Source organism: Bacillus sp. SH7-1, assembly GCF_008042405.1.
GTDB classification, from domain to species: Bacteria; Bacillota; Bacilli; order Bacillales; family Bacillaceae_G; genus Bacillus_A; species Bacillus_A thuringiensis_N.
Genome location: NZ_QNUD01000015.1, coordinates 99,130 through 120,550, shown reverse-complemented (window position 1 = coordinate 120,550; position 21,421 = coordinate 99,130). Strand labels below are relative to the sequence as shown.

The window sequence follows — 21,421 nt, the reverse complement described above, 5'->3', positions numbered from 1 at the left end:
AAATCCAAATCCGAGTCCAAATCCAGAACCAAATCCGGGTCCAAAACCAGATCCAATCCAAAACCAGATCCAAAGCCAGATCCAGAACCAACACACCCAACAATTACAGTATCACCAAAAACGGGAGATATTTTAGTTGAGTGGTACGCTGGAAATGGAAAATACTACTCATCTGTTTTCTTTAATGATTTTTATACGAGTCAAAAAGAACTGGATGAAAATGCATTAAATAATTTAACAAACTACTATAGCAAAAAAGAAGACTGGACGCTCGTTAGCCAATTGAATACACCATCAAAATCAAAATCGATAGCTGAACATAAGCTAGCATTAGATAATGTAGAACAAATTCTTACAAGTGGTGAATATTCAAATGAGAGAGCACTATTCTATTTACGTAATCAAATGAATGTACTGAATGAATCGGTTACCACTCAAGAAGAGCTACAAAGATATTTAAGTGAAAATAAGAAGGATTATATTAAATCTGTAGCAGAAAAAGTTTATCAAACAGCAACAGAAGAAAAAAGAGAGTGGTCAAATACAGGGGATGTAGCATCTTTAGAACAAGCGTTAAGTAAATTTTATTTAGTTACATCAGTATTTGAAAGTGTGGATCCTACATTAGTAGAAAAAGCGAATCAAGATGTAGAAGATATTTTCAACAAGCTATTACAAGAAGAATTAAAGAACCTTAATATCCAAACATCAGTAGTGCTGTCTGCAACTAAGGCAAAGGAAAAAACAAGCCCCGTAAAAGAAAATACTAGCAGTAATGAAGGAACAGCAGTTACAGAAGATAATAAGGCAACAAGTACAACAACTGAGAAAAACCAAAAAGATGAAAAGACTGAAGGTGCCAAAAATAACGAGAAAACAAGTAATATCGATTCAAGTACTCAAAAAGCACAAGTAAAATCTGAACCATTTAGTCAAGAAATCGAGCAAATAGAAACATATTTAAATCCAGCGAATCCTCAATATGAAGATGCTTTACTATTAGCAAATCAGTATATTGACGGTGCAACAGGAGAACAAAAAGAAAAATTAGAAAAGCAATTTAGTGCGGCTGTAGAGGGACTTCGTGGACAAATTAAAGATTCTAATTTCAAAGTCGAAGATGCTATAAATAAAGCGAATTTATTAGCAAATACGGCAAGAGTAGAAAAATCTGTTCAAGATGAATCTCATCAGTTATTAATGCCGTTAATGTTTGAAAGAAAAGCAAACGATGCTGCAAATAATGGAGAATATTATACAGCGGTATTAAATATTGCAAATGCAATTCGTACAAAGCACCCATTGGAGCGTTCAAGAGAAGAAATGGTTAATTATGCGAATAAATTATGGACAGATACAGAAAATGAATGGAATAAAATGAATGGAACGACAGGATGGCAAAGTGAAGTAGGTAAAACATTATTACCATCATATACATTACTTGCACAGTTAAAAGATATTGATAAAACGATTGGCCAAATTAGTGGTATGAATATGATTGATAATGCATCAAAAAAAATGGAGGGAATTCAACTTGTGCAATTAGCAGGTGATGAAGCAAATAAAGAAGGACAAACGAGCCTTTATAATGCTTTACATTATTATGGTCAAGCAGCTTCACGCGGTGTTGTTGACAAAACAGGATTTTCTAATGTAGCTGGTCTTGTAATTAAAGAAGCAAAACAGTTAGAAAAAACGCAATATAAATCAGCTTTAAACAATTATCAAATTTTATATAAAACGCCAGGTATTGAAGAGCTAGGAATTAAAGATGGGGTAAAAGCGGCAATTGAGTATTTGAGTACATTTGAAGCTGCAAAGGTAAGCGGGAATAAAGATACGATTGAAGATTTAGCTTCAGCAATTGAATTAACTTACCACTCTATGGAACTAGGATATCCAGAAGCAGATGCAAAAGAATGGATGAATACGGTAGCTCTAAAAATGTTTAATAAAGGTGCAGGATATATGTCCGCAACTGATACGAATAATGCATATAAATGTTTTGAATTTTTAAGTCGTGATAAATATGCAAATGCTATTAATGGAGAAATAACGAAACAAGCAAAAGAGAATGTAGAAAAAATTAAAGCTATGAACGTTAAAAAATAATTGGATTTAACATTCGCCATCTTACTTTGCGTAAGATGGCGAAATTATTCCGCATAAGGAGTAAATATTAATGAGTTTAGTAGAAATTTGAATTTTACTAAACTCATTAATTATTCATCATAGTCACGCTATTCGCAATGGAGAATTTGAAAGGTGGAAAAAAGATGATTAGCAATTTAAAAAGGGAAGCATTATCTTCATTGAAAGGCCATTGGGGATTAGGGGTAGGTTCAACGTTTCTTAATTACCTCATTCCCGTAGCAAGTATGTATATCATTGGTATAGTAGTATTTCTAGTTTTTGGTTTGTTTATAGACGTTATAGGACCCGAGAACTTTGTATATTATGCATACGGCGAACCTCAAATTAATTTTGGTTTTATTTTATCTCAAATTATTGTATGGGCTATTATTTTTATTCTTTATATTGTTGTACAAAGTGTTATGAGTTACGGCTATTATACAATTACATTACGTTTAGCGAAAAATGAATCTACCACAATAGGTGATTTATTTGCTGGTTTCAATTCAAATAATATATTTAGAGCTATGAAACTAGGTATCTTACAAACAATATTTATTAGCTTATGGAGTCTTTTGTTCATTGTTCCAGGTATTATTAAATTTTTCTCTTATTCTATGGCTTACTACATTATGTTAGAGGATCCAGAATGTACAGCAAGTGAAGCAATTAAAAAAAGTAAAATGATGATGAAAGGACATAAGTTAGATTTATTTATTACTTGGTTAAGTTTCATTGGTTGGTTTATTTTGGGTTCATTGGTGGGAATTTTCACACTAAATCTCCCATACCTTTGGATTTCGCCATATTATACTACTACAGTATCGCATTTCTACTTAAATCTAGTGAATAGAACTAATGATTCAAAAGAAGTATCAGTTATCAATATTCAAAAATAACGGGTTTAAAATTCGCCATCTTACTTTGAGTAAGATGGCGAATTTATTTCACATAAGGAGTGAAGTGCAATGAGTTTACTAGAAATTTGTCCATTAGATGAGGTGTTAGTGGAAGCTTTACAGAATGAAGAAAAAAGAGTTCGTTTTTATGAGATATTACAGAAATCAAATTTGTACGTTGTTGCTTCTGTAGAGGGAGATACAACTGTAGATGAAGAAGAGAATTTGATCTCAACTGAAAATACACAATTGCAAATTCATTATTTTGAAATGGAAGAAGGATTAATGTTACCACTGTATTCTGATTTGAAACATTTAGAAATGGTTATTCCAGAAGAATATCCGTATGTTTCTATGAATGCAGTTGAATTATTAAAGACGATAGATTTAGAGGCAAATGTCATATTGAACCCAGGAACAAAATTTCAAAAATTATTTGTAAAAGAAGAAATTGAAGCGATTTGTGATAACAGTATTTTTGATGTTTTCTCTCAAGAGAATGGGTGAAAATTGATGCAGTTCTATTTTCTTGCTATAAAATAGAGGGAGCTAGGAGAAGGTTTGGAGAGTAAGGTCAAACCTGAACAACCGGAACAAATCCCCCAAAATATATCAGAGATGCAAACACACCATCAGAACATACAACAAAATCTCAATCAATCTATGTTTAGTATTCAAATGCAATGGCAAGGAGCAACGAGTCAGCATTTTTATGGGGAATATATGAGATCAATGAGTCTCATGAAATCATACATACGTAACTTACAAGTTACAGAAAAAGAATTACGGCGTATTAATCAAAAGTTTCGTCAAGCAGATGAAGAATATCAAAAGAAACAAAATGAAAAATTGAAAGAAACCCATAAAAAAGAAAAGAAACATGAAAAATCATGGTGGGAAAAGGGAGTAGAAGAGGCAGCTGAATTTATCGGAGTAAATGATGCAATTCGTGCAGTTACTGGTAAAGATCCTATTACAGGAAAATAATTATCATCAAAAGAAAGACTCATCGCCGCAGGATGGACACTCCTAAACTTTGTTCCTGTTGGAAAAGTGGCAAGTCTTGCTGGAAAAGGAATAAAGTATGTCGCTTCTAGCTTTGGGAAGACGATTGTAAAAGTAGGAAAAAGACTAGGCGAAGGCGTAACAATGGTAGCCGGAAAAGTTGGAAAAGCAGCTGTCGAGGGCATAAAAACAGCCAGCCATAAAGTAAGAGTGGGTGTAAACTTTGTAGCCTCCACAGCAAAAGGATTTGCCGACAAAATCGGAAGCCTATGGAACAAAGGTGCCACAACCGTAAAAACAACCTTCTTACAGGGGAATGAAAAGATCCAGCACGCAGTAAAAACATTACTGGAGTACAAATGGATCCCAGGCGAGGGAAAAGGCTTCGCCATGGCTGGAGTAGAAAATGTCTCAGGGGGAGGACAGTATTCCCTGAAAGAGGCTTATCAGTATATGGAGAGTAAGGTTGTTAAGGGTACGGTTGGAGCTAATAACTTTAAATTTGGAGATAATGCTAAAAATCATTTAAAAAATGTTGAGAATATAAGCACTAAAAAAGGGGTTAGTGGTGGACATAACATGGATGAATTTTACAATGCTTTAAAAAATCAGGGTGTTGATGTAGAAGACTTAATTATATCTAAAAAATCACATTCTTCAATTGAAGGGATTTATGAGATAGAATACAAAATACCTAGAAAAGATATGGCTGGAAATATTGCAGAACCTGTTTCGTATAAAAATATTAAGGAGCCTAAAACAATATACGATCCAGCAATGATTAGTGATGATAAGATATATCAGTGGGGAAAAGAAGCAATGCAAAAGGGAACAATAAATGGTAGGCTTGTTGAAGGTACTGCTTCAAATGGATTGAAGTTCAGAGGTTATTTAAATGATACTGGGGAGATAACTAACTTTTTCCCAATTCTAGACTGATATTATTAAGATACAATATTTATAGGAGGATAAAATGAATAGTAATTTTGAATTTATTGAAGATAAAGAGAAAAACGATGAATTGATATCAATATATTTTAACTTTATAAACGGTAAGTACTTGGAAAGAGCTTTGAGTTTTTTTGTAAAAAAAGAGGGGTTTGGACAAGAAATAGTATTCGTTCATTTTCAGTCTGATTTAGATGAATTTGATATGTCACAGCTACCTACACCTTTAGATGATAAGCATGTGTTAGTTGAATTAGATTCTCCAGCTGTTGAGTCTGAACAACAAGTGTATTTGGACTTTGAAACTTTTTATAATTATTTGGAAGAACATGTGAAAAAAGAAGTGGAAAAAAATCCAGAAAGAAATGGATTAATGGATTTATTAGTGCAAGTTAAGCGTAGCTTAAATTTGTAATATCTTATAGCCATTTTACTAGATTCGAAGGGCAGAAAAAGAACTTTTTGAAGAATGCATTTTTATTAGGATTTTATTATATTTCAATAAGGAAGAATGTCTGATATTGAATAAGTAAAGAGGAAGTTATAGATGAAGAAGACCCAACAAAAGAGACCTCATATTTGAGGTCTCTTTTGTTGAGTGTATTGAAAAATCTCTAATTAAAAATTAGCGTGAGATAACAACTATAAGGGTACGGGTAAAGTGTATCCAATGAGACAAATAGATTCAGTAGCGGAAGCACATATAATTGATAGAGTGAAAGAGCTAAGAGGGAATTTATCAAGTAAATATAAAAAAGCTGATAATTTTGCCCTTGCAGAGGTGGATGTTAATAGTTTAAACAAAAAGGAGTTTTATGCTTCAAGTAAAATAGATGAATTTAAAGAGAAATTAGAAGAAAAAGTTCCTGAAATTTCATTAAAACCAAATGAGACAATTTTTGAGGCATCTCTAGCACCTGGTAAATATGGAAAACCTTATATGCGAGATTCTGACACTGAGTATAAGATTTTGAATGAAATTGCTTTAAAACTGGGTGATGATGTAAATGCTACTGGTAAAATTAAGTTATTCACAGAACTAGATACGTGTGATAGTTGTAGCAAAGTAATAGCTGAATTTGCTAATAAATATAAGAATATTGAATTGGAAGTTATTTACAATAACGGTGAAAGACTTAAACCATAAAAGAGGAGTTATATCATGGAAGACTGGGAATATAATGAAATATTTGAGGCGATTAACGAAGACTATAATGATTATTTAAAATTAAATAGGGGACATGAATATGCAATAGCAAGAACTGTTAATGAATATATAAATCTTGGAAAGGTAGAAGACTTTATTGTTGATACTGCTGTAGGTGAAATATTGTTATCCAAAAATAAGGTCTTTATTGGGTATGTTGAAGGGATAACAAAGAGATTAAGTATGTTTAAAGATTTAGATGTTACAAACGAACTGACACATGAAGAAATAGAAGATTTGACTAATAGGATAGAGAAAGTATTAGATGGTCTTAGTAAGGTTGAGATAGATTATAACCCTTATTTCGAGTAGTTATTTGCGAAATTGAACAAGAATATTTTTAAATTATGAATTGATGATGTAATTAACTAAAAAGCACTTGATTTCCTTTTAGGGCATCAGGTGCTTTTTATGAGATATTTATGCTTTGGACAACATGAATGATGATATGCTGAAATTCAGAGCCCATGAAGGTAGTACCATCATGGAGTACAATGTGCAATGATAGAATAGAAAACAAAGTACGAGCTTAGGCGAGATGACATTTTACTGGGCGATAAATATAAACACATGGAATGTATATTAAACTAACAAACTCGTACAAACTCGTAAGCTTTAATATAGTATGTGTCATGATGTACAAAAGGTGTCATACTGTTACTACAAAATTTACAAATATTATGATGACCTTTCGGATGAAAATTCGCACGAGAGAATGATTATTTGGGAATATGAACATCTTGGTCTTATGCCTAAAAGTAATTCAGGGAAAAAATACTTAGAAAAACATCTTAAAAATCTTGAAGATACAGAAAATTGAGTGCAATACCATATATGATAAAAGCTTGTAGTGGTTTAACGTAAACAGGCATAAGCATATATGAGAAGTGGGTAGAAAAAGAAATGGCTATTTTGAAGAATAAACTCCATGATGGTTGTACCATTATGGAGTACTGTGTGTAATGATAGAATAGAAAACGAAGTACGAGCTTAGGCGAGATGACATTTTATTGGGTGCTGAATATAAACACATGGAATATATATTAAACTAACGAACTCGTACAAACTCGTAAGTTTTCATGTTACTTAAAAAACATATGAACTTAAAGCACTTGATTGTCTATGAAAGGCAACAAGTGCTTTTTTGTGTTGTAACGTGAAAGTTTAAAAGAGAATAATAATTTTATAAGTGCATTAATTGTTAAATTTTTATAGATTGTAATGGCTATGTGTAGTGTATGACGATAGTAGAGGGGTTGTATTATTTTTTGAAATCATCGTAAAGTACGTTTTAACGGGTGATGTAAGAATACATATAATAAGAGGTGGAGTTATGTCTACTACAACGGTAAATAACGCTATTCAACAAAAGGAGTCATCACAACAACAAGATGACGATGATCAAGAAGAAGGTACTGATGACGAAGGATAATGAAAAATAAAAAAGGATTTCTCATTAAATTTTAATAGATACCTTGACAGTTACCAATATAACCGATATACTTCATATTAATTTCAAAAGAAAATATATTCTAAATATTAAAATGTGTTGAATAGGAGTAGTAAGGTCGTATATTTGTACAGAGAGCTATGGGTTGGTGTGACATAGTCAAATGACATCCTGAACTCGCCTAGGAGCAGTAAGGTGGAACGGAATCACATTCTTAGTAAATCTTAACGGTTAACCTTCGATATTAGGTTTGTAATCAAACGATTACTACTAAGGTGGATTCATAATGGAATCAATAAGGGTGGTACCGCGTTAAGTAAATGGCTTAGCGTCTCTTTAAATAAAGAGATGCTAAGCCATTTTTTTATTTTATAGAAAAAGAAATGGAGGGTTTATTTGGATAGGTTTATAAAATTCATTTATTTATATAAAAAGATTTAATTAGGAGGAAAATGAGATGAAACAGACGGAGCAATGGACTTCGAAATTAGGTTTTATAATGGCTGCAGCAGGATCAGCAATTGGACTTGGCGCAATATGGAAGTTTCCTTATATCGCTGGAAAGAGCGGGGGAGGAGCATTCTTTTTAATCTTTATATTATTTACTGTTTTAATTGGACTACCACTACTTATAGCTGAATTTATGATTGGACGCAGTACACAAAAACAAGCAGTTGGAGCATTTAAAAGTATTGCACCAAATACAGGATGGCATTGGATTGGACGTCTTGGCGTTGGAACGTGTTTTATACTACTTTCATTTTATAGTGTTGTAGGTGGATGGGTATTCATTTATTTATTCAGAGGAATAACTGGGCAACTTATTACTCCGGGACAGAATTACGGTGCATTATTTACTGAAACAATTGGAAATCCCGCTTGGGCGATAACGGGTCATTTCGCTTTTATGTTCATTACGATTTGGGTTGTATCCAAAGGTGTACAAAACGGAATTGAAAAAGCAAGTAAATATATGTTGCCAGCATTGTTTGTTTTATTTGTCGCTCTTATTGTTCGCTCACTAACACTTGATAATGCAATGGAAGGTGTGAAGTTTTTCTTACAACCAGATTTTTCAAAGATTACTTCAGAAAGTATTTTGTTCGCAATGGGACAATCGTTCTTTGCGATTAGTATCGGGATTTCGATAATGGTCACGTATAGTTCCTATTTAAATAAAAAAGAAAGTTTACCAAAATCAGCAATAACAATTGTTGGATTGAATTTATTTGTTTCATTATTTGCGGGTCTTGCTATTTTTCCAGCTGTATTTTCATTAGGAATGGAGCCAACAGAAGGGCCTGGATTACTATTTATCGTATTACCATCTGTATTTAGTCAAATTCCATTCGGTGGGTTTTTCTTAACAGTATTCCTTGCACTATTTACATTTGCGACATTAACATCGGCATTTTCTCTACTAGAGACTGTTGTTTCAGCATTAGCAAATGGTGAACAAGAAAGAAGAAGAAAATTATCATGGATAATCGGTTTCTGCATTTTCTTAGTAGGTATACCATCAGCGTTATCATTTGGAGTATGGAGTGATATTACGATTTTCGGAAAGAATATTTTTGATGCAGTAGACTTCTTATCTAGTAATATATTAATGCCACTTGGAGCACTATTTATTAGTATTTTCGTTTCATTCAAAATGGAAAAGAAGATGCTAGAAGCAGAGTTTTTTGTAGGTGGAAATTATGGAAAGAAAGTATTTACTTGCTGGGCATTTTTACTTCGATTTGTAGCACCGCTCGCAATAATTATTGTCTTTTTAAATGTAATAGGGATTATTTAATATTAAATGTTATAATATTCAGTAAAAAAGAAGGTGAATATTATAAAGACGCATTTGATAGAAACAGGGAAATACATGCATATTAGAGGGAAAAAGCTATACGTTGAAACGCATGGGAATGCTAAAAACAATCCAGTCTTATATTTGCATGGTGGACCAGGGGAAAGTTGCTATGATTTTTCATTTCATCAATCGGAACGTTTAAAAGATTCTCTATATGTAATTATGATTGATCAAAGAGGTGTTTGTCGCTCAGAAGAAATTACTGAAGACGAAGCTTTTGGATTAAATGATTTGATTGAAGACTGTGAGGAATTAAAAAAAGTATTACAAATTGAGAAGTGGTCTATAATTGGACACTCTTTCGGTGGATATTTAGCATTGCTATATGCGTCGATTTATCCAAGTTCAATAGAGAAAATAATAATTGAAGGACCAACTTTTGATTTTGCATTAACAAGTAGGGCTTTGTTACAAAAAACAGGGCATTTATTAAAAAAGTACGGAAAAAAAGAAGTAGCAGAAGAGTCCATCGCTTATTCATCTAGCAATGCTAGTTCAGCAGAGTTGTTAGAAGCTTATATAAGGCTAAGTGATGAATTAGAAGAAAAAAGAATGGAGATTTACAATAATAAGGAAGATAGGACAGATGAGAGTTTATACAGTGATGAAGAGTGGGAAATATTTTCAAATCGCTCCAAAATTCACTTTGATAGATTGAAATTAGAGGGAGCATGTCACACATCATTATTATCAAAAATAAAAGATGTACAAAGTCCAATGTTATTAATAGTAGGAAAACATGACGTGGTAACGTGTGAAAAACAAATTAAAACATTTAATAAAGATGCCCGAAACGGCAAGTATATCGTATTTGAAGAGAGCGGTCATTCACCTCATTATGAGGAAGCAGATCGATTTGCAGAAACAGTCATAGATTTTTTGAAATTTAGAAAAGGGTGCTTCTATAAATGAGAGGCACCCTTTCTAAATTTCTGGATATGTGATTGTGATGTTAGGCCACTTACTTTGCCAATTCTTTTTTATAACTCTGTTTTTGTACATATGTAATCGTTCTTTCGATTCAAGAAAATGAGCTGTTGGTCTCACTTGTAAGGAAAGAACATCTTCAATACCACATGGGGCTGTTAATATGACGTTGTTTCGTTCATCAAGTGTAACCCCTAAAGCTGTTGCTGTTTCAGGGAATTTAGAAATAGCATTAACAGAAGAAGAATATGGTGGCATATTATTTACTACATGCATACGAGCTTGATTCTTTACTGACCAAGGTATAGAGGCATCTAAATTTATTAGATTCTTTTCTAATAATTGTTCGTATACCTCATTTTTACGAAAAGGATCAAAATAAATGACATCAACGTCTGGTGTAGTCGTCCTTACTTCATAGTCATGTAAAGTATCCCAAATTTTAGAACGAACAAATCCGGCACAAATCCACCAATCAGGTAGTTCTAATGATTTCGCCATTTGTAATACATTCATCATCCATTCATCGTTTTCTATTAAATGAATTATATCTTGCTCTGTTTGTATATTCATTGATAAACTCACCTTTCTAGTAAATTAATGTATTAGTTCAATAATCCATAAAATCCAGTAAGCACCTGGTACAAATAGTAGTTGTGCTAATAATGTACCGAAAAGTCTAGAAATCATTAGCCAACCGTACATTTTACTCATAGATTCAGCACCATGCTCTGATTGTAAAGCACGTTCTGTTAAAAGAGCGATGCGTGGATCGAGTAGTACTGTTAATAAAATTGTAGCAAAACCATTTACAAGACCAGAAGCTGTACTTGCGTTTGTTGCATAGTCTGGATTTAGAAAAGAAGCGTAAAGGGCAGAAAGAACACCTGCTGTATAAATAGCAGTAGCAAACATGTTAATAAGCATAATACGTTTTGGAATACCACCGATACGCAGTCTATGAATCATTTCTAACTTTGGAAACCGTACATATTTGTTTGTGTACTTTAATTTTTGAATGTTATTCGTTTTCATCATTCGAATGAATGAACCATCTGTTTCAAAGTTTTGAATGACGTATCCAAATAGTTTTGTCAAAGTTGGATACAGTATAATCGCGAGCAATGTACCGATAGAAGCAGATAATAGAACGAGCCGTATAATATGCTCTAAATCAATAGAAGAATCTAGTTTTGCTTCATCGACAATACCACCGATTAAAAAGGCTTGTAGTAAGTTAGATGTTCTTGAAATAAGCAGTACCATTCCTACGACGGATAAGGCAACGGCAATCTTTTTTAAACGTACACCAGCTAATCGAATACTATAAGAGCTAGTTTCAACAGCATGGATAATAATTGTGAAAGCCATTATAAAAATTAACGTAATTGACATTTGTTTCACCAGTTTCTATTAAAATAATTGTAACTTTTTTACTTTACCATATGTATCTTTTTTTGTAACTGAAAGTATGTGACATAGGAAAAGTAATTTTTCAGAAAAAAGATAATGATAGTATAATAGAAGGAGAAAAGGGAAAAGATGTTATACGTTACTTATAAAGTAAAATGAGCGGGGGAATGAAACATGTACACAACATTTCTATTTGATTTAGATGGAACATTAACGGATCCGAAAGAAGGCATTATAAATTCAGTATTGTATGCATTAAAAAAGGTTGGCATAGAAGAATTACATGTAAGCGAGTTAGATTCATTTATTGGTCCTCCCATTCAGCAATCATTCATAGAGAGATATAATATGAGTGAAGGAGAGGCTGAACGAGCTGTTTTTTATTTCCGTGAATATTTAAAGCAGCGTGGTTTGTTTGAAAATAATGTATATGAAGGTATTCCGGATCTTTTACAACAATTAAAAAATCCAGCTAATCGTTTATTTGTAGCAACTTCAAAGCCTACAGTATTTGCAAAACAAGTACTAGAGCACTTTCGATTAACGGATTATTTTGAAGATATCGTTGGAAGTAATTTAGATGGTACAAGAATAAAAAAAGAAGAAATCATTGCTCATATTTTACAAACAAATGAAGAACTTAATAAAGAAGAAATTGTTATGATTGGAGATAGAAAGCACGATATAATTGGTGCGAATCGTAATGAAATTGCATCGATCGGCGTTTTATATGGCTATGGTAGTGAAACGGAATTGACTGAAGTTGGTGCGACTCATATTGCGAATGATGTAAAAGAACTACATCATTTTTGTATAGAGAATAGTTTAATAAAGCAGTAAATATAGAGACTAGCCCCCCCTTTATAACGTCTGACGATGAAATCGTTTTTTGTTTAAAGGGATTTTTTATATGTAATCGAATACTTATAATTAGACATTTTTAGCATGAAAAATTTGTATGAATAAGAGGAGGGGTGTCAGAATCAAAAGATTAGTAGTAGAAGTTTATCTATAAAAGTTTGAATTTTCAGTTTAAAGGAGGGGTATAATTGGAGCTAGTTATTATATTATTAGCACTTAGTTTACTTATGTTTGTAGCATATAGAGGGTTTTCTGTTATTTTATTTGCACCGATATTTGCATTATTTGCGGTATTTTTGACAGAGCCTAGTTTTGTATTACCTTTCTTTTCTAATATCTTTATGGAGAAAATGGTAGGATTTATAAAGTTATATTTCCCTGTATTTTTACTAGGAGCAATATTTGGGAAAGTGGTAGAAATGTCAGGGATTGCGGACTCTATTGCAAAGACAATTATAGAGTTAGTTGGTGAAAAACGTACGATATTAGCGATTGTATTAATGGGAGCTATTTTAACGTATAGTGGTGTTAGTGTGTATGTAGTAGTGTTTGCTGTATATCCATTCGCAGCTAAGTTGTTTCGACAAGCGAATATTCCAAAGCGTTTAATCCCTGGGACAATCGTGCTTGGAGCAGTTACATTTACAATGGATGCGCTACCTGGATCACCACAAATTCAAAACGTAATACCTACAACATTTTTCAAAACGGACATTTATGCTGCGCCAATACTTGGAATTGTAGGAGCAATTTTTGTTCTTACATTAGGTTTACTATATTTAGAGAGTAGACGTAAGAAGGCGAAGGCAGCAGGTGAAGGGTACTTTGGTTTTAACGATGGGAATACTGAAATGGCAGCATCTTTACAAGTAGAACAAAAAGATATGCCGTTACTTAAAAGTATTGAAATTACAAGAGCACAGCAAGTAATTGCTTTTATTCCACTTATTTTAGTAGGTGTAATGAATAAAGTTTTTACTATTATGATACCGAAGTGGTATCCGAACGGTTTTGATTTTTCTACAATTGGTATGAAAGCATTTGGAAAAGTAGAATTAAGTGCAGTAGTTGGAATCTGGTCAGTAGAATTGGCACTTATTATAGGTATAGTAACTACGTTATTATTATATTGGAAACGAGTAGTAACAGGATTTCAAGCTGGATTGAATACAAGTATTGGTGGAGCATTACTTGCAACGATGAATACAGGAGCTGAGTTTGGATTCGGTGGTGTCATCGCAGCACTTCCGGGATTTGCGATTATGAGAGATGGCATTTCTGCTACATTCACAAATCCTTTAGTGAATGGAGCAGTTACGACGAATATTTTAGCAGGTATTACAGGCTCTGCATCAGGAGGAATGGGAATTGTTTTAAGTGCAATGGGAGATAAGTTTATTGCAGCGGCTCATCAATTTGATATTCCGTTAGAAGTAATGCATCGTATCGTATCAATGGCATCAGGTGGAATGGATACACTACCACATAACGGGGCTATTATTACTATTCTTACAGTAACAGGATTAACTCATAAACAGTCATATAAAGATATATTTGCAATTACAGTTTTGAAAACGCTTGCTGTATTTTTAGTTATCGCGTTCTATACTTTAACAGGAATTTATTAAATAGATATTTTATAGACAAAAACATGAATTAGGGGAAAGAAGGGGTGGAGTACTTGCAAGAAGTTGCTGAATTTCGTATGCCGAAGTCTGTATTATATGGAAGAAATTCGCTTAAAAAACTGGGGGAACAATCCAAGAAGTTTGGAAAAAGAGCATTTATAATAACTGATACAATTATGGAGAATTTAGGATATGTTGAGAGGTGTATACAACAATTAAATACGAAAGGGATTACTATTATTACATATAATAAAGTAAATGCTGAGCCTACAAATATACACGTGTTAGAGGCGTTAACTATTTGTAAAGAAGAAAAATGTGATTTTATTATCGGCCTTGGTGGTGGAAGCTGTATTGATGCAGCAAAAGCAGTTGCGGTGTTATATACAAATGGCGGAGAAGTGGAAGATTATGTCCAAAAGGATATGGAAATAGACAATGATCCGCTGCCACTCATTGCAATTCCAACAACTTCGGGTACTGGGTCGGAAGTAACAAGTGTAGCAGTAATTACGAATAAACGAACAGATGTAAAAATGATGATGAAGCATCCGAGTTTTACCCCGCAAGTAGCAATTATTGATCCGATTTTAACACGTTCGGTACCACCTCATATTACAGCAGCAACAGGGATAGATGCATTATGTCATGCAGTCGAAGCATATATTTCTAAAGTTTCACAATCACTTACAGATGTACTCGCTCTTTCAGCAATTGAAAGTATTATGAAGTATTTACGTATTGCATATGAAGATGGAGAGAATATGGAGGCAAGAGAAGCGATGATGATTGCTTCTTTACAAGCTGGAATTGCATTTTCGAATGCATCTGTTACATTAGTTCATGGAATGTCGAGGCCTATAGGAGCATTATTTCATGTACCACATGGTATATCGAATGCAATACTATTACCTACAGTTTTAGAATATACAAAAGGTAGTGCGGTAAAAAGATTAGCGGAAATTGGCCGCTGTTTAAATAAAGATTTGTATTCAGATTGTGATGAAGAAATAGCCGACTACACGCTGAGGGAAATAAAAAAACTTTGTTTTGATCTTCGTATTCCAAATTTAAAAGAATATGGAATTGGTGAAGGTGAATTTGAAAAAGCTGTTTCTAAAATGGCGTCAGATGCAATTGAAAGTGGAAGTCCAGGAAATAATCCACGAGTACCATCCTATGATGAAATCAAGCAGTTGTATCGAGAATGTTTTCATTATCGATATGAAGATTCTATAAAAATATCAGATAATTAATTTCAGAATATTCTTATAAAATTTCCTTGGAAATAGTTAAAACAAGACTTTATATTTCAAACGTAAAGTCTTGTTTTATTATATATAATATATACAATAAAATGTTATAATTAGCTAAAAAAATAGTGTGAGGTAGGTGTTGTTATGAAAACAATAGGATTAATTGGTGGTATGAGCTGGGAATCAACTACTGAATATTATCGAATCATAAATGAAGAAATAAAAGAGAGATTAGGAGGGTTACATTCAGCAAAATGTATGATTAATAGTGTGGACTTTGAAGAGATTGAACGATTCCAGTCTAACGGAGATTGGAATGGAGCAGGAGAAGTATTAGGGAATGCAGCATATTCGTTACAGAGGGGAGGAGCCGATTTTATAATTATTTGTACAAATACAATGCATAAAGTAGTTGAGAAAATAAAGGAGAATATTCATATTCCAGTCTTACATATTGCTGATGCAACTGCAAAAGAAATTAAAAGAAAAGATATTCAAACAGTTGGTTTGCTTGGAACTAAATATACAATGGAGCAAGATTTCTATAAATCACGTATTGAAGAGAAACATATAAAAGTAATGGTACCATCAGAAAAGGATAGAGATAAGATAAACGAAGTAATATATACGGAATTGTGTTTAGGAAAGATAACATCTCAATCTAGAGTATATTATAAAAGAGTTATAGAAGAGCTAGTACAAGAAGGGGCACAAGGAATCATATTAGGTTGTACAGAAATAGGATTATTAATAAAGCAGGAAGACGTATCCATTCCGATATTCGACACAACCCATATACATGCAGTTGAAGCAGTTAATTTCGCCTTAAAAAATAGAGTATAATTATATTATGTAACCTAGTTCGCATGTGTGGAAAACATTCAGAAAATATTTTATAATGTAAGTGGTTACATTTAAGGGGGAATGCGTATGTTTTCAGTTCAACCAATCGCATTTGTACATAATGAAAGAAGGGAAATAAAAGATGATGAGTGGGGAGAAGTAAGATCCTATATTACTTTAACTGAAATGTATACAGAGGAAAGTATACAAGGGATTGAAGATTTTTCTCATATTGAAGTAGTTTTTTATTTTCATAAAGTAACTGATGAACAAATTCAATATGTTGCTAGACACCCTAGAAATAATCATGATTATCCTAAAGTAGGCATTTTTGCACAGCGTGGGAAAAATCGTCCGAATCGCATAGGAGCAACAATTGTAAAGGTGATTAAAAGAGAAGGTAAATCAATTATTGTTGAGGGGCTAGATGCTATTGATGGCACCCCTATATTGGATATAAAGCCAATAATGAAAGAGTTTATGCCGAAAGAAGAAATTCTACAGCCTAAATGGGCAACGGATATAATGAGACAGTATTGGAAGGGGAACGGAGTAAAATGAGAATATATGAGGCAACAATTGCAGATTTAGATGGACTAGCATCAGTTTTTAATAACTATCGTATGTTTTATAGACAAGATTCTGATATAGAAGGAGCAAAAGTATTTTTACGAAATCGAATGGAGAGAAAAGAATCTGTTATTTTTGTGGCAGTTGAAGACGGTGAATATATTGGATTCACGCAATTATATCCATCATTTTCGTCTATTTCGATGAAAGAATTATGGATTTTAAATGATTTATTTGTACAAGCTGCTAAGCGCGGAGCAGGAACAGGAAAAAAATTATTAGAAGCAGCGAAAGAATTTGCCTTAGAAAATGGTGCAAAAGGTGTAAAATTACAAACAGAGATAGACAATTTATCAGCGCAGCGATTATACGCTGAAAATGGATATTTGAGAGATAATCGTTATTTCCATTATGAATTAACGTTTTAAAAAATATTAGATGAAAAAGAGGCGCATTCATTTTGAAGGCGTCTCTTTTAAATTGCATTATAGTTGATTTAAAACCCAATTTGTTGCATCTTCAAAGTTTTCTGCAATGTAGTTTGGTTCAATCTGAGCCCATTTGTCTCGGTATGTATGTAAAGCATCATATCCAGCGCCTGTTCGGACTAGAATCGTTGTCGCGTTTACTTTTGCTCCTGCAACAATATCAGTCCAGCGATCACCCACTACAGCACATTGTGTTAAATCAAGCCCATGTTTTTTTGCTGCTTTAAGCAGCATGCCTGTACTTGGTTTTCGGCATTCACAACCATCACCATGTTTATGAGGACATACGTAAATATCATCAAAACCGAAGCCTTCTAATTCTTGTGAAAAATCGGTTATAGTCGCTATTCCATCCGCAATACCTGGTTGATTTGTGAAAGAGAAAATTTTTATATTATTAGCTTTTAGTTTCTGTAAGGATGTTTTTGTAAAAGGGAATAATGTAAAAGATCCTGGGTAATGTATTGTAGTATCGCCACCAATTGTACCGTCACGATCAATGAAAATTGCTTGAATGTTTGTCATAGTTATAGTCCTTTCCATTAAAAAGTAGTTTAAAAATATTTTACAAATCGGTAACCATTTACTTCGTATCCTAATTTTTTGTAAAAAGGATGAGCTTCTACTCTTTTTGTTCCACTAACTAGCCATGTGCCAATGCAATTATGATTCTTTGCTAATTGCTCTGCATAAGCCATTAACACTTGTCCAATGCCTTTTCGTCGTATTGTAGAATCGACGCTAATAATTGAAATTTCTCCATACCGAGTTACATCTTCTAAATTTTCACGTATACGAAACCCAAGTAATCCAGATATAGTTTCTTCTTCCTCATAAACATATAAAAAATCAAAAGGACTCATTTGTACGAATTGCAATCGGTTGTTCATATCTTCATAGGAAATAGAGGAACCTTTTAATTCTTTCGTCAAAGAGCAAAGTGCATCTATATCGTCTATCGTTGCTTCACGAATTTGAAAAGACATATTATCCACTCCAATAAAATGTAATCAAACATTTATTATTCTGTTAAAAAATATTTTTTCCTGCTAGGAAAATAAATATTTATAATGATATATAGATAGTTATATGTTATTCTTTTCCTTGTTTGTATTGGAAATGGAAAGAAGGGGAATGTATGTTAGAAGTAAATATCCGCTCTGCTGGATATGAAATAGGTGAAAAAACAATTCATGATATTGCCTTTTCGATTGAGCAAGGTGAATTAGTTGCTCTTATTGGAGCAAATGGTGCCGGGAAAAGTACGACGATTAAAACGATGCTCGGGTTACTCGTAAATGTGAATGGTGAAATATCATTTGGCGAAAAGAAAAATCCGTATGCATACGTGCCCGAACATCCAACTTATTATGATTATTTGACGCTCTGGGAACATATTGAATTATTAATGGCTGCTCGTGAGAACGAAGCCGGAAGCTGGGAACGGAAAGCTGAAGAATTATTACATATGTTTCGAATGGATAAACATAAACATGAGTATTTATCAAAGTTTTCAAAAGGAATGAAACAAAAATCGATGCTTATATTAGCTTTTTTAACTGAGCCAGATTTTTATATCATTGACGAACCTTTTATTGGTTTGGATCCGGTAGCTACGAAAGAGTTTTTAAATTATTTATATAAAGAAAAAGAACGCGGGGCAGGAATTTTACTTTGTACGCACGTATTAGATACAGCTGAAAGAATTTGCGAAAGATTTTTACTCATCTCACAAGGTACATTAGTCGCAGATGGCCATTTAGAGGCAATTCAAACGTTAGCAGAAATGCCAGGGAATTCACTGTTAGATTGTTTTGATGTAATCGTAAGGCGTGAACAGCATGATTAAAAAACAATTTTATAATAGGTTGCGCCATGAACTAAGGCGGAAATGGAAGTCTATACGTTCTATAACTGATTGGACGGTTGCGCTATATATTATCATTCCAGCACTTATATTTATAGGGATTTATTATCGTTCACTATGGATAGAAGAACTATCGATGGGAGAGACGGTTTATTTCGGATTAGGTCTACTTGCATTTTACGTGATGACATATGTAAGAGGAGTTCGTTCATTTTTTGAACAAGCGGATAGTTTATTTTTAATTTCATATCCTGCTCATATGAAAAAGTTAATCCAGTATGGTCTGACATATACGTTTATTCGGATAGTGATAACGAATGTAGTGGTAGTAGTTGTTATGTTACCAGTGTTGCTGAAAAGTATTGGAGTGACGAAGGTACAAGTCGTATTATTTTGGCTATTCTTTACTGTATTTCGATTTATGTTGTCGTTATTAACGAGATGTATTCATGTACGTGTGGGGAAACGATGGTTACTGTGGATTATCAAAAATGTAATATTTTCTATAAGTCTATCCTTTTTTGGAGTGAGTCTATTTTTTATTTATAAAAATCCATTTTATTCTATACTATGTATCGGTCTAGCAGTTTTTCTCATTATCGTATTGATAAAAGAAAAACTAAATTATAAAAATTCCTTTTTTAAGGAGGTTGAGAAAGAGAAAGAAGAAAGTATGCGCTGGACGAGTGGGATTATGCAAGTTGGTGGTCATGCGGCTAAACCGAGTAGTTCGAATAAAAAACCGTGGATGTTTCCTCGTTCTAAAAAGTTTTTAGGGAAGAAAAAGGATTATCGTATTGTTGAATCCTTTTTGAAAGAATTTTTCCGTACAAGTAGTGCGCGAATATTTTATATTCAAATTGTATGTATAAGCACTGTAAGTATTATTATGAGTCCGAGGTGGATTTCAGCTATAATTCTTGTATTTACTTTAGTTGCAATTTCCCGCTATGCGCGTGATTATTGGACTGAATTTACGAAAAAAATGTTTCTTCATTTATATTGTGATGAAGGCAAATTACTCTTGTTAAGATGGAAGGCCGATCGCTATTTATTGTTGCCAGTAATACTTTTGTATGGAATAGTTATACTTTCTCATTTTTATTTATTACCAGCTACAATTGCCGGGATTATTTTTATAGTATTAATTGGTTGGATAGTATTCTTACCATAGAAAAAAGAGCCGGAAAATGGCTCTTTTTTCTAATCCGTAACACATTGATAAATAAAATATACTAAAACGAGGATGCTTGCGGCGGAATACATGACATCTAAAGTCATCGGATCTCCTCCTCATTATTGTTGTATTTTTATTGTATGAAATCTTACAATTTCATATTCAAGTGAAAAATATGTGAACGTTAACAAAATTGTAAAGTGCAAAAATTACAATCATTTTGTATAATAGAGGAAACAACCGTTATATATATAATGAGTGAAAGGGGAGGAAACATACATGCCAAATTGGTTTAGAAAAACCTTAGTCGCATTAATTACCGTATTTACATTTGGTCTAGTGACGCCTCCTTCCATATTGCTTGATAATGCCAAAGCTGCGGACAAGCCTACGAGCACAGCTGGGCAACAAAATTTGGAGAGTACGTCCTATACATATGAAGAAACGAATGACAGGTTAACCACCGATACTTTTATTACTTATGCAATGCAAGAAGCAGAGAAGCAGTCGATGCAAAAGTTTGGCACTAAAATTGGTCCAGTAATTGAAGATGAGTTTAAAGATGTAATATTACCGAAGATTGAAGAGGCAATTGCTGAACTAGCAAATGATGTACCGGAAGATTCGCTACAATCATTAGCGATTTCTCAAAAGCCAGCTGGTGGAAATAATGAAAAGATTTTTCACGTTTACGATACGAAAACAGGAAATGACTTATTGCGTTTCCACGTAAGAAGAGATCATCCACCGCAAGATGGTTATTATTTTAATTTCCATTATCATCGTTTTGATGATGGATACAATGGGCATCATGAATTAGGGAATATTTATTGGAATACGAATGTACCACCAAAATGGCTTTCGTAAAAAGAACAAGTGAAAATCTTG

23 protein-coding genes, 2 pseudogenes and 1 other annotated feature are annotated in these 21,421 nt (G+C 33.2%); of the genes and pseudogenes, 21 read left to right on the top strand and 4 right to left on the bottom strand.

Annotated features, from left to right (window positions below):
- From DN390_RS14465 to DN390_RS14415, 12 genes and pseudogenes are all read left to right on the top strand, one after another.
- Positions 1–2,112: hypothetical protein (locus DN390_RS14465; RefSeq protein ID WP_255443977.1), on the top strand; the 2,112-nt coding region annotated here is incomplete at its 5' end.
- A 164-nt stretch (positions 2,113–2,276) separates the two neighbouring features.
- Positions 2,277–3,032 (top strand): DUF975 family protein, encoded by a 756-nt coding sequence (locus DN390_RS14460; RefSeq protein ID WP_147807654.1) that lies wholly within the window; start codon positions 2,277–2,279, stop codon positions 3,030–3,032.
- 69 nt (positions 3,033–3,101) lie between these two features.
- A complete protein-coding gene (locus tag DN390_RS14455; RefSeq protein WP_147807653.1) occupies positions 3,102–3,539 on the top strand; it encodes an SseB family protein in 438 nt (145 codons plus the stop codon).
- A gap of 54 nt (positions 3,540–3,593) precedes the next feature.
- Positions 3,594–4,019, top strand: a complete 426-nt coding sequence (locus DN390_RS31155; protein WP_255443974.1) for a WXG100 family type VII secretion target — start codon at positions 3,594–3,596, stop codon at positions 4,017–4,019.
- Positions 4,020–4,385: 366 nt separating this feature from the next.
- Positions 4,386–4,976, top strand: coding sequence for a CdiA family toxin C-terminal domain-containing protein (locus DN390_RS31150; protein WP_370513476.1), 591 nt, complete (start codon positions 4,386–4,388; stop codon positions 4,974–4,976).
- Between the two features lie 34 nt (positions 4,977–5,010).
- Positions 5,011–5,400 carry a hypothetical protein gene (locus DN390_RS14445; protein WP_147807652.1) on the top strand — a complete coding sequence of 130 codons (390 nt, stop codon included), beginning with the start codon at positions 5,011–5,013 and terminating at the stop codon, positions 5,398–5,400.
- 255 nt (positions 5,401–5,655) lie between these two features.
- On the top strand, positions 5,656–6,132 hold the full coding sequence (locus DN390_RS14440) for a deaminase domain-containing protein (RefSeq protein WP_255443972.1): 477 nt from the start codon (positions 5,656–5,658) through the stop codon (positions 6,130–6,132).
- Between the two features lie 15 nt (positions 6,133–6,147).
- Positions 6,148–6,504 (top strand): Imm3 family immunity protein, encoded by a 357-nt coding sequence (locus tag DN390_RS14435; protein WP_147807650.1) that lies wholly within the window; start codon positions 6,148–6,150, stop codon positions 6,502–6,504.
- 367 nt (positions 6,505–6,871) lie between these two features.
- Positions 6,872–7,012 (top strand): annotated as a pseudogene (locus DN390_RS14430) (immunity protein YezG family protein); the annotation flags it as partial.
- A 471-nt stretch (positions 7,013–7,483) separates the two neighbouring features.
- Positions 7,484–7,624, top strand: a pseudogene (locus tag DN390_RS31760) (PepSY domain-containing protein); the annotation flags it as partial.
- A gap of 108 nt (positions 7,625–7,732) precedes the next feature.
- Positions 7,733–7,981: a binding site (T-box leader), on the top strand.
- Positions 7,982–8,099: 118 nt separating this feature from the next.
- The gene (locus tag DN390_RS14420) at positions 8,100–9,440 is read left to right on the top strand and encodes a sodium-dependent transporter (protein WP_147807648.1); all 1,341 of its coding nucleotides are present in this window, start codon (positions 8,100–8,102) and stop codon (positions 9,438–9,440) included.
- A 75-nt stretch (positions 9,441–9,515) separates the two neighbouring features.
- The gene (locus DN390_RS14415; protein WP_147807647.1) at positions 9,516–10,415 is read left to right on the top strand and encodes an alpha/beta fold hydrolase; all 900 of its coding nucleotides are present in this window, start codon (positions 9,516–9,518) and stop codon (positions 10,413–10,415) included.
- A gap of 12 nt (positions 10,416–10,427) precedes the next feature.
- On the opposite strand, the gene DN390_RS14410 is transcribed toward DN390_RS14415, so the two are convergent.
- Positions 10,428–11,003 carry a nucleotidyltransferase family protein gene (locus DN390_RS14410; RefSeq protein WP_097949254.1) on the bottom strand — a complete coding sequence of 192 codons (576 nt, stop codon included), beginning with the start codon at positions 11,001–11,003 and terminating at the stop codon, positions 10,428–10,430.
- A gap of 24 nt (positions 11,004–11,027) precedes the next feature.
- Entirely contained in the window at positions 11,028–11,825 is a 798-nt protein-coding gene (locus DN390_RS14405) for a lipid II flippase Amj family protein (protein ID WP_060630655.1), read from the bottom strand.
- Between the two features lie 192 nt (positions 11,826–12,017).
- Between DN390_RS14405 and DN390_RS14400 the strand changes: the two genes are divergently transcribed.
- The 6 genes from DN390_RS14400 to DN390_RS14375 all read left to right on the top strand — a co-directional run bounded on the left by DN390_RS14400 (position 12,018) and on the right by DN390_RS14375 (position 17,429).
- Entirely contained in the window at positions 12,018–12,683 is a 666-nt protein-coding gene (locus DN390_RS14400; RefSeq protein ID WP_147807646.1) for an HAD family hydrolase, read from the top strand.
- 209 nt (positions 12,684–12,892) lie between these two features.
- Positions 12,893–14,332: a GntP family permease gene (locus DN390_RS14395; RefSeq protein WP_060630657.1), complete on the top strand. Its 1,440-nt coding sequence runs from the start codon at positions 12,893–12,895 to the stop codon at positions 14,330–14,332.
- 53 nt (positions 14,333–14,385) lie between these two features.
- Entirely contained in the window at positions 14,386–15,588 is a 1,203-nt protein-coding gene (eutG, locus tag DN390_RS14390; protein WP_147807750.1) for an alcohol dehydrogenase EutG, read from the top strand.
- Between the two features lie 144 nt (positions 15,589–15,732).
- A complete protein-coding gene (locus DN390_RS14385; RefSeq protein WP_147807645.1) occupies positions 15,733–16,431 on the top strand; it encodes an aspartate/glutamate racemase family protein in 699 nt (232 codons plus the stop codon).
- An 87-nt stretch (positions 16,432–16,518) separates the two neighbouring features.
- Positions 16,519–16,992: an SAM-dependent methyltransferase gene (locus DN390_RS14380; RefSeq protein WP_063223296.1), complete on the top strand. Its 474-nt coding sequence runs from the start codon at positions 16,519–16,521 to the stop codon at positions 16,990–16,992.
- Entirely contained in the window at positions 16,989–17,429 is a 441-nt protein-coding gene (locus DN390_RS14375) for a GNAT family N-acetyltransferase (RefSeq protein ID WP_001223856.1), read from the top strand. Before DN390_RS14380 ends, DN390_RS14375 begins: the two co-directional genes overlap by 4 nt.
- 57 nt (positions 17,430–17,486) lie before the next feature.
- On the opposite strand, the gene DN390_RS14370 is transcribed toward DN390_RS14375, so the two are convergent.
- Both DN390_RS14370 and DN390_RS14365 read right to left on the bottom strand, forming a co-directional pair.
- Positions 17,487–18,014: an HAD-IIIA family hydrolase gene (locus DN390_RS14370; protein WP_147807644.1), complete on the bottom strand. Its 528-nt coding sequence runs from the start codon at positions 18,012–18,014 to the stop codon at positions 17,487–17,489.
- A gap of 29 nt (positions 18,015–18,043) precedes the next feature.
- Entirely contained in the window at positions 18,044–18,475 is a 432-nt protein-coding gene (locus tag DN390_RS14365) for a GNAT family N-acetyltransferase (protein WP_147807643.1), read from the bottom strand.
- 152 nt (positions 18,476–18,627) lie between these two features.
- Here DN390_RS14365 and DN390_RS14360 point away from each other — a divergent pair, with 152 nt between their 5' ends.
- From DN390_RS14360 to DN390_RS14350, 3 genes are all read left to right on the top strand, one after another.
- Complete coding sequence (locus DN390_RS14360; protein ID WP_147807642.1) at positions 18,628–19,338, top strand: ABC transporter ATP-binding protein; 711 nt, start codon at positions 18,628–18,630, stop codon at positions 19,336–19,338.
- Positions 19,331–20,530, top strand: coding sequence for an ABC transporter permease (locus DN390_RS14355; RefSeq protein WP_147807641.1), 1,200 nt, complete (start codon positions 19,331–19,333; stop codon positions 20,528–20,530). Before DN390_RS14360 ends, DN390_RS14355 begins: the two co-directional genes overlap by 8 nt.
- 282 nt (positions 20,531–20,812) lie before the next feature.
- Entirely contained in the window at positions 20,813–21,400 is a 588-nt protein-coding gene (locus tag DN390_RS14350) for a YpjP family protein (RefSeq protein WP_060630664.1), read from the top strand.
- The last annotated feature ends 21 nt before the right edge of the window (positions 21,401–21,421 follow it).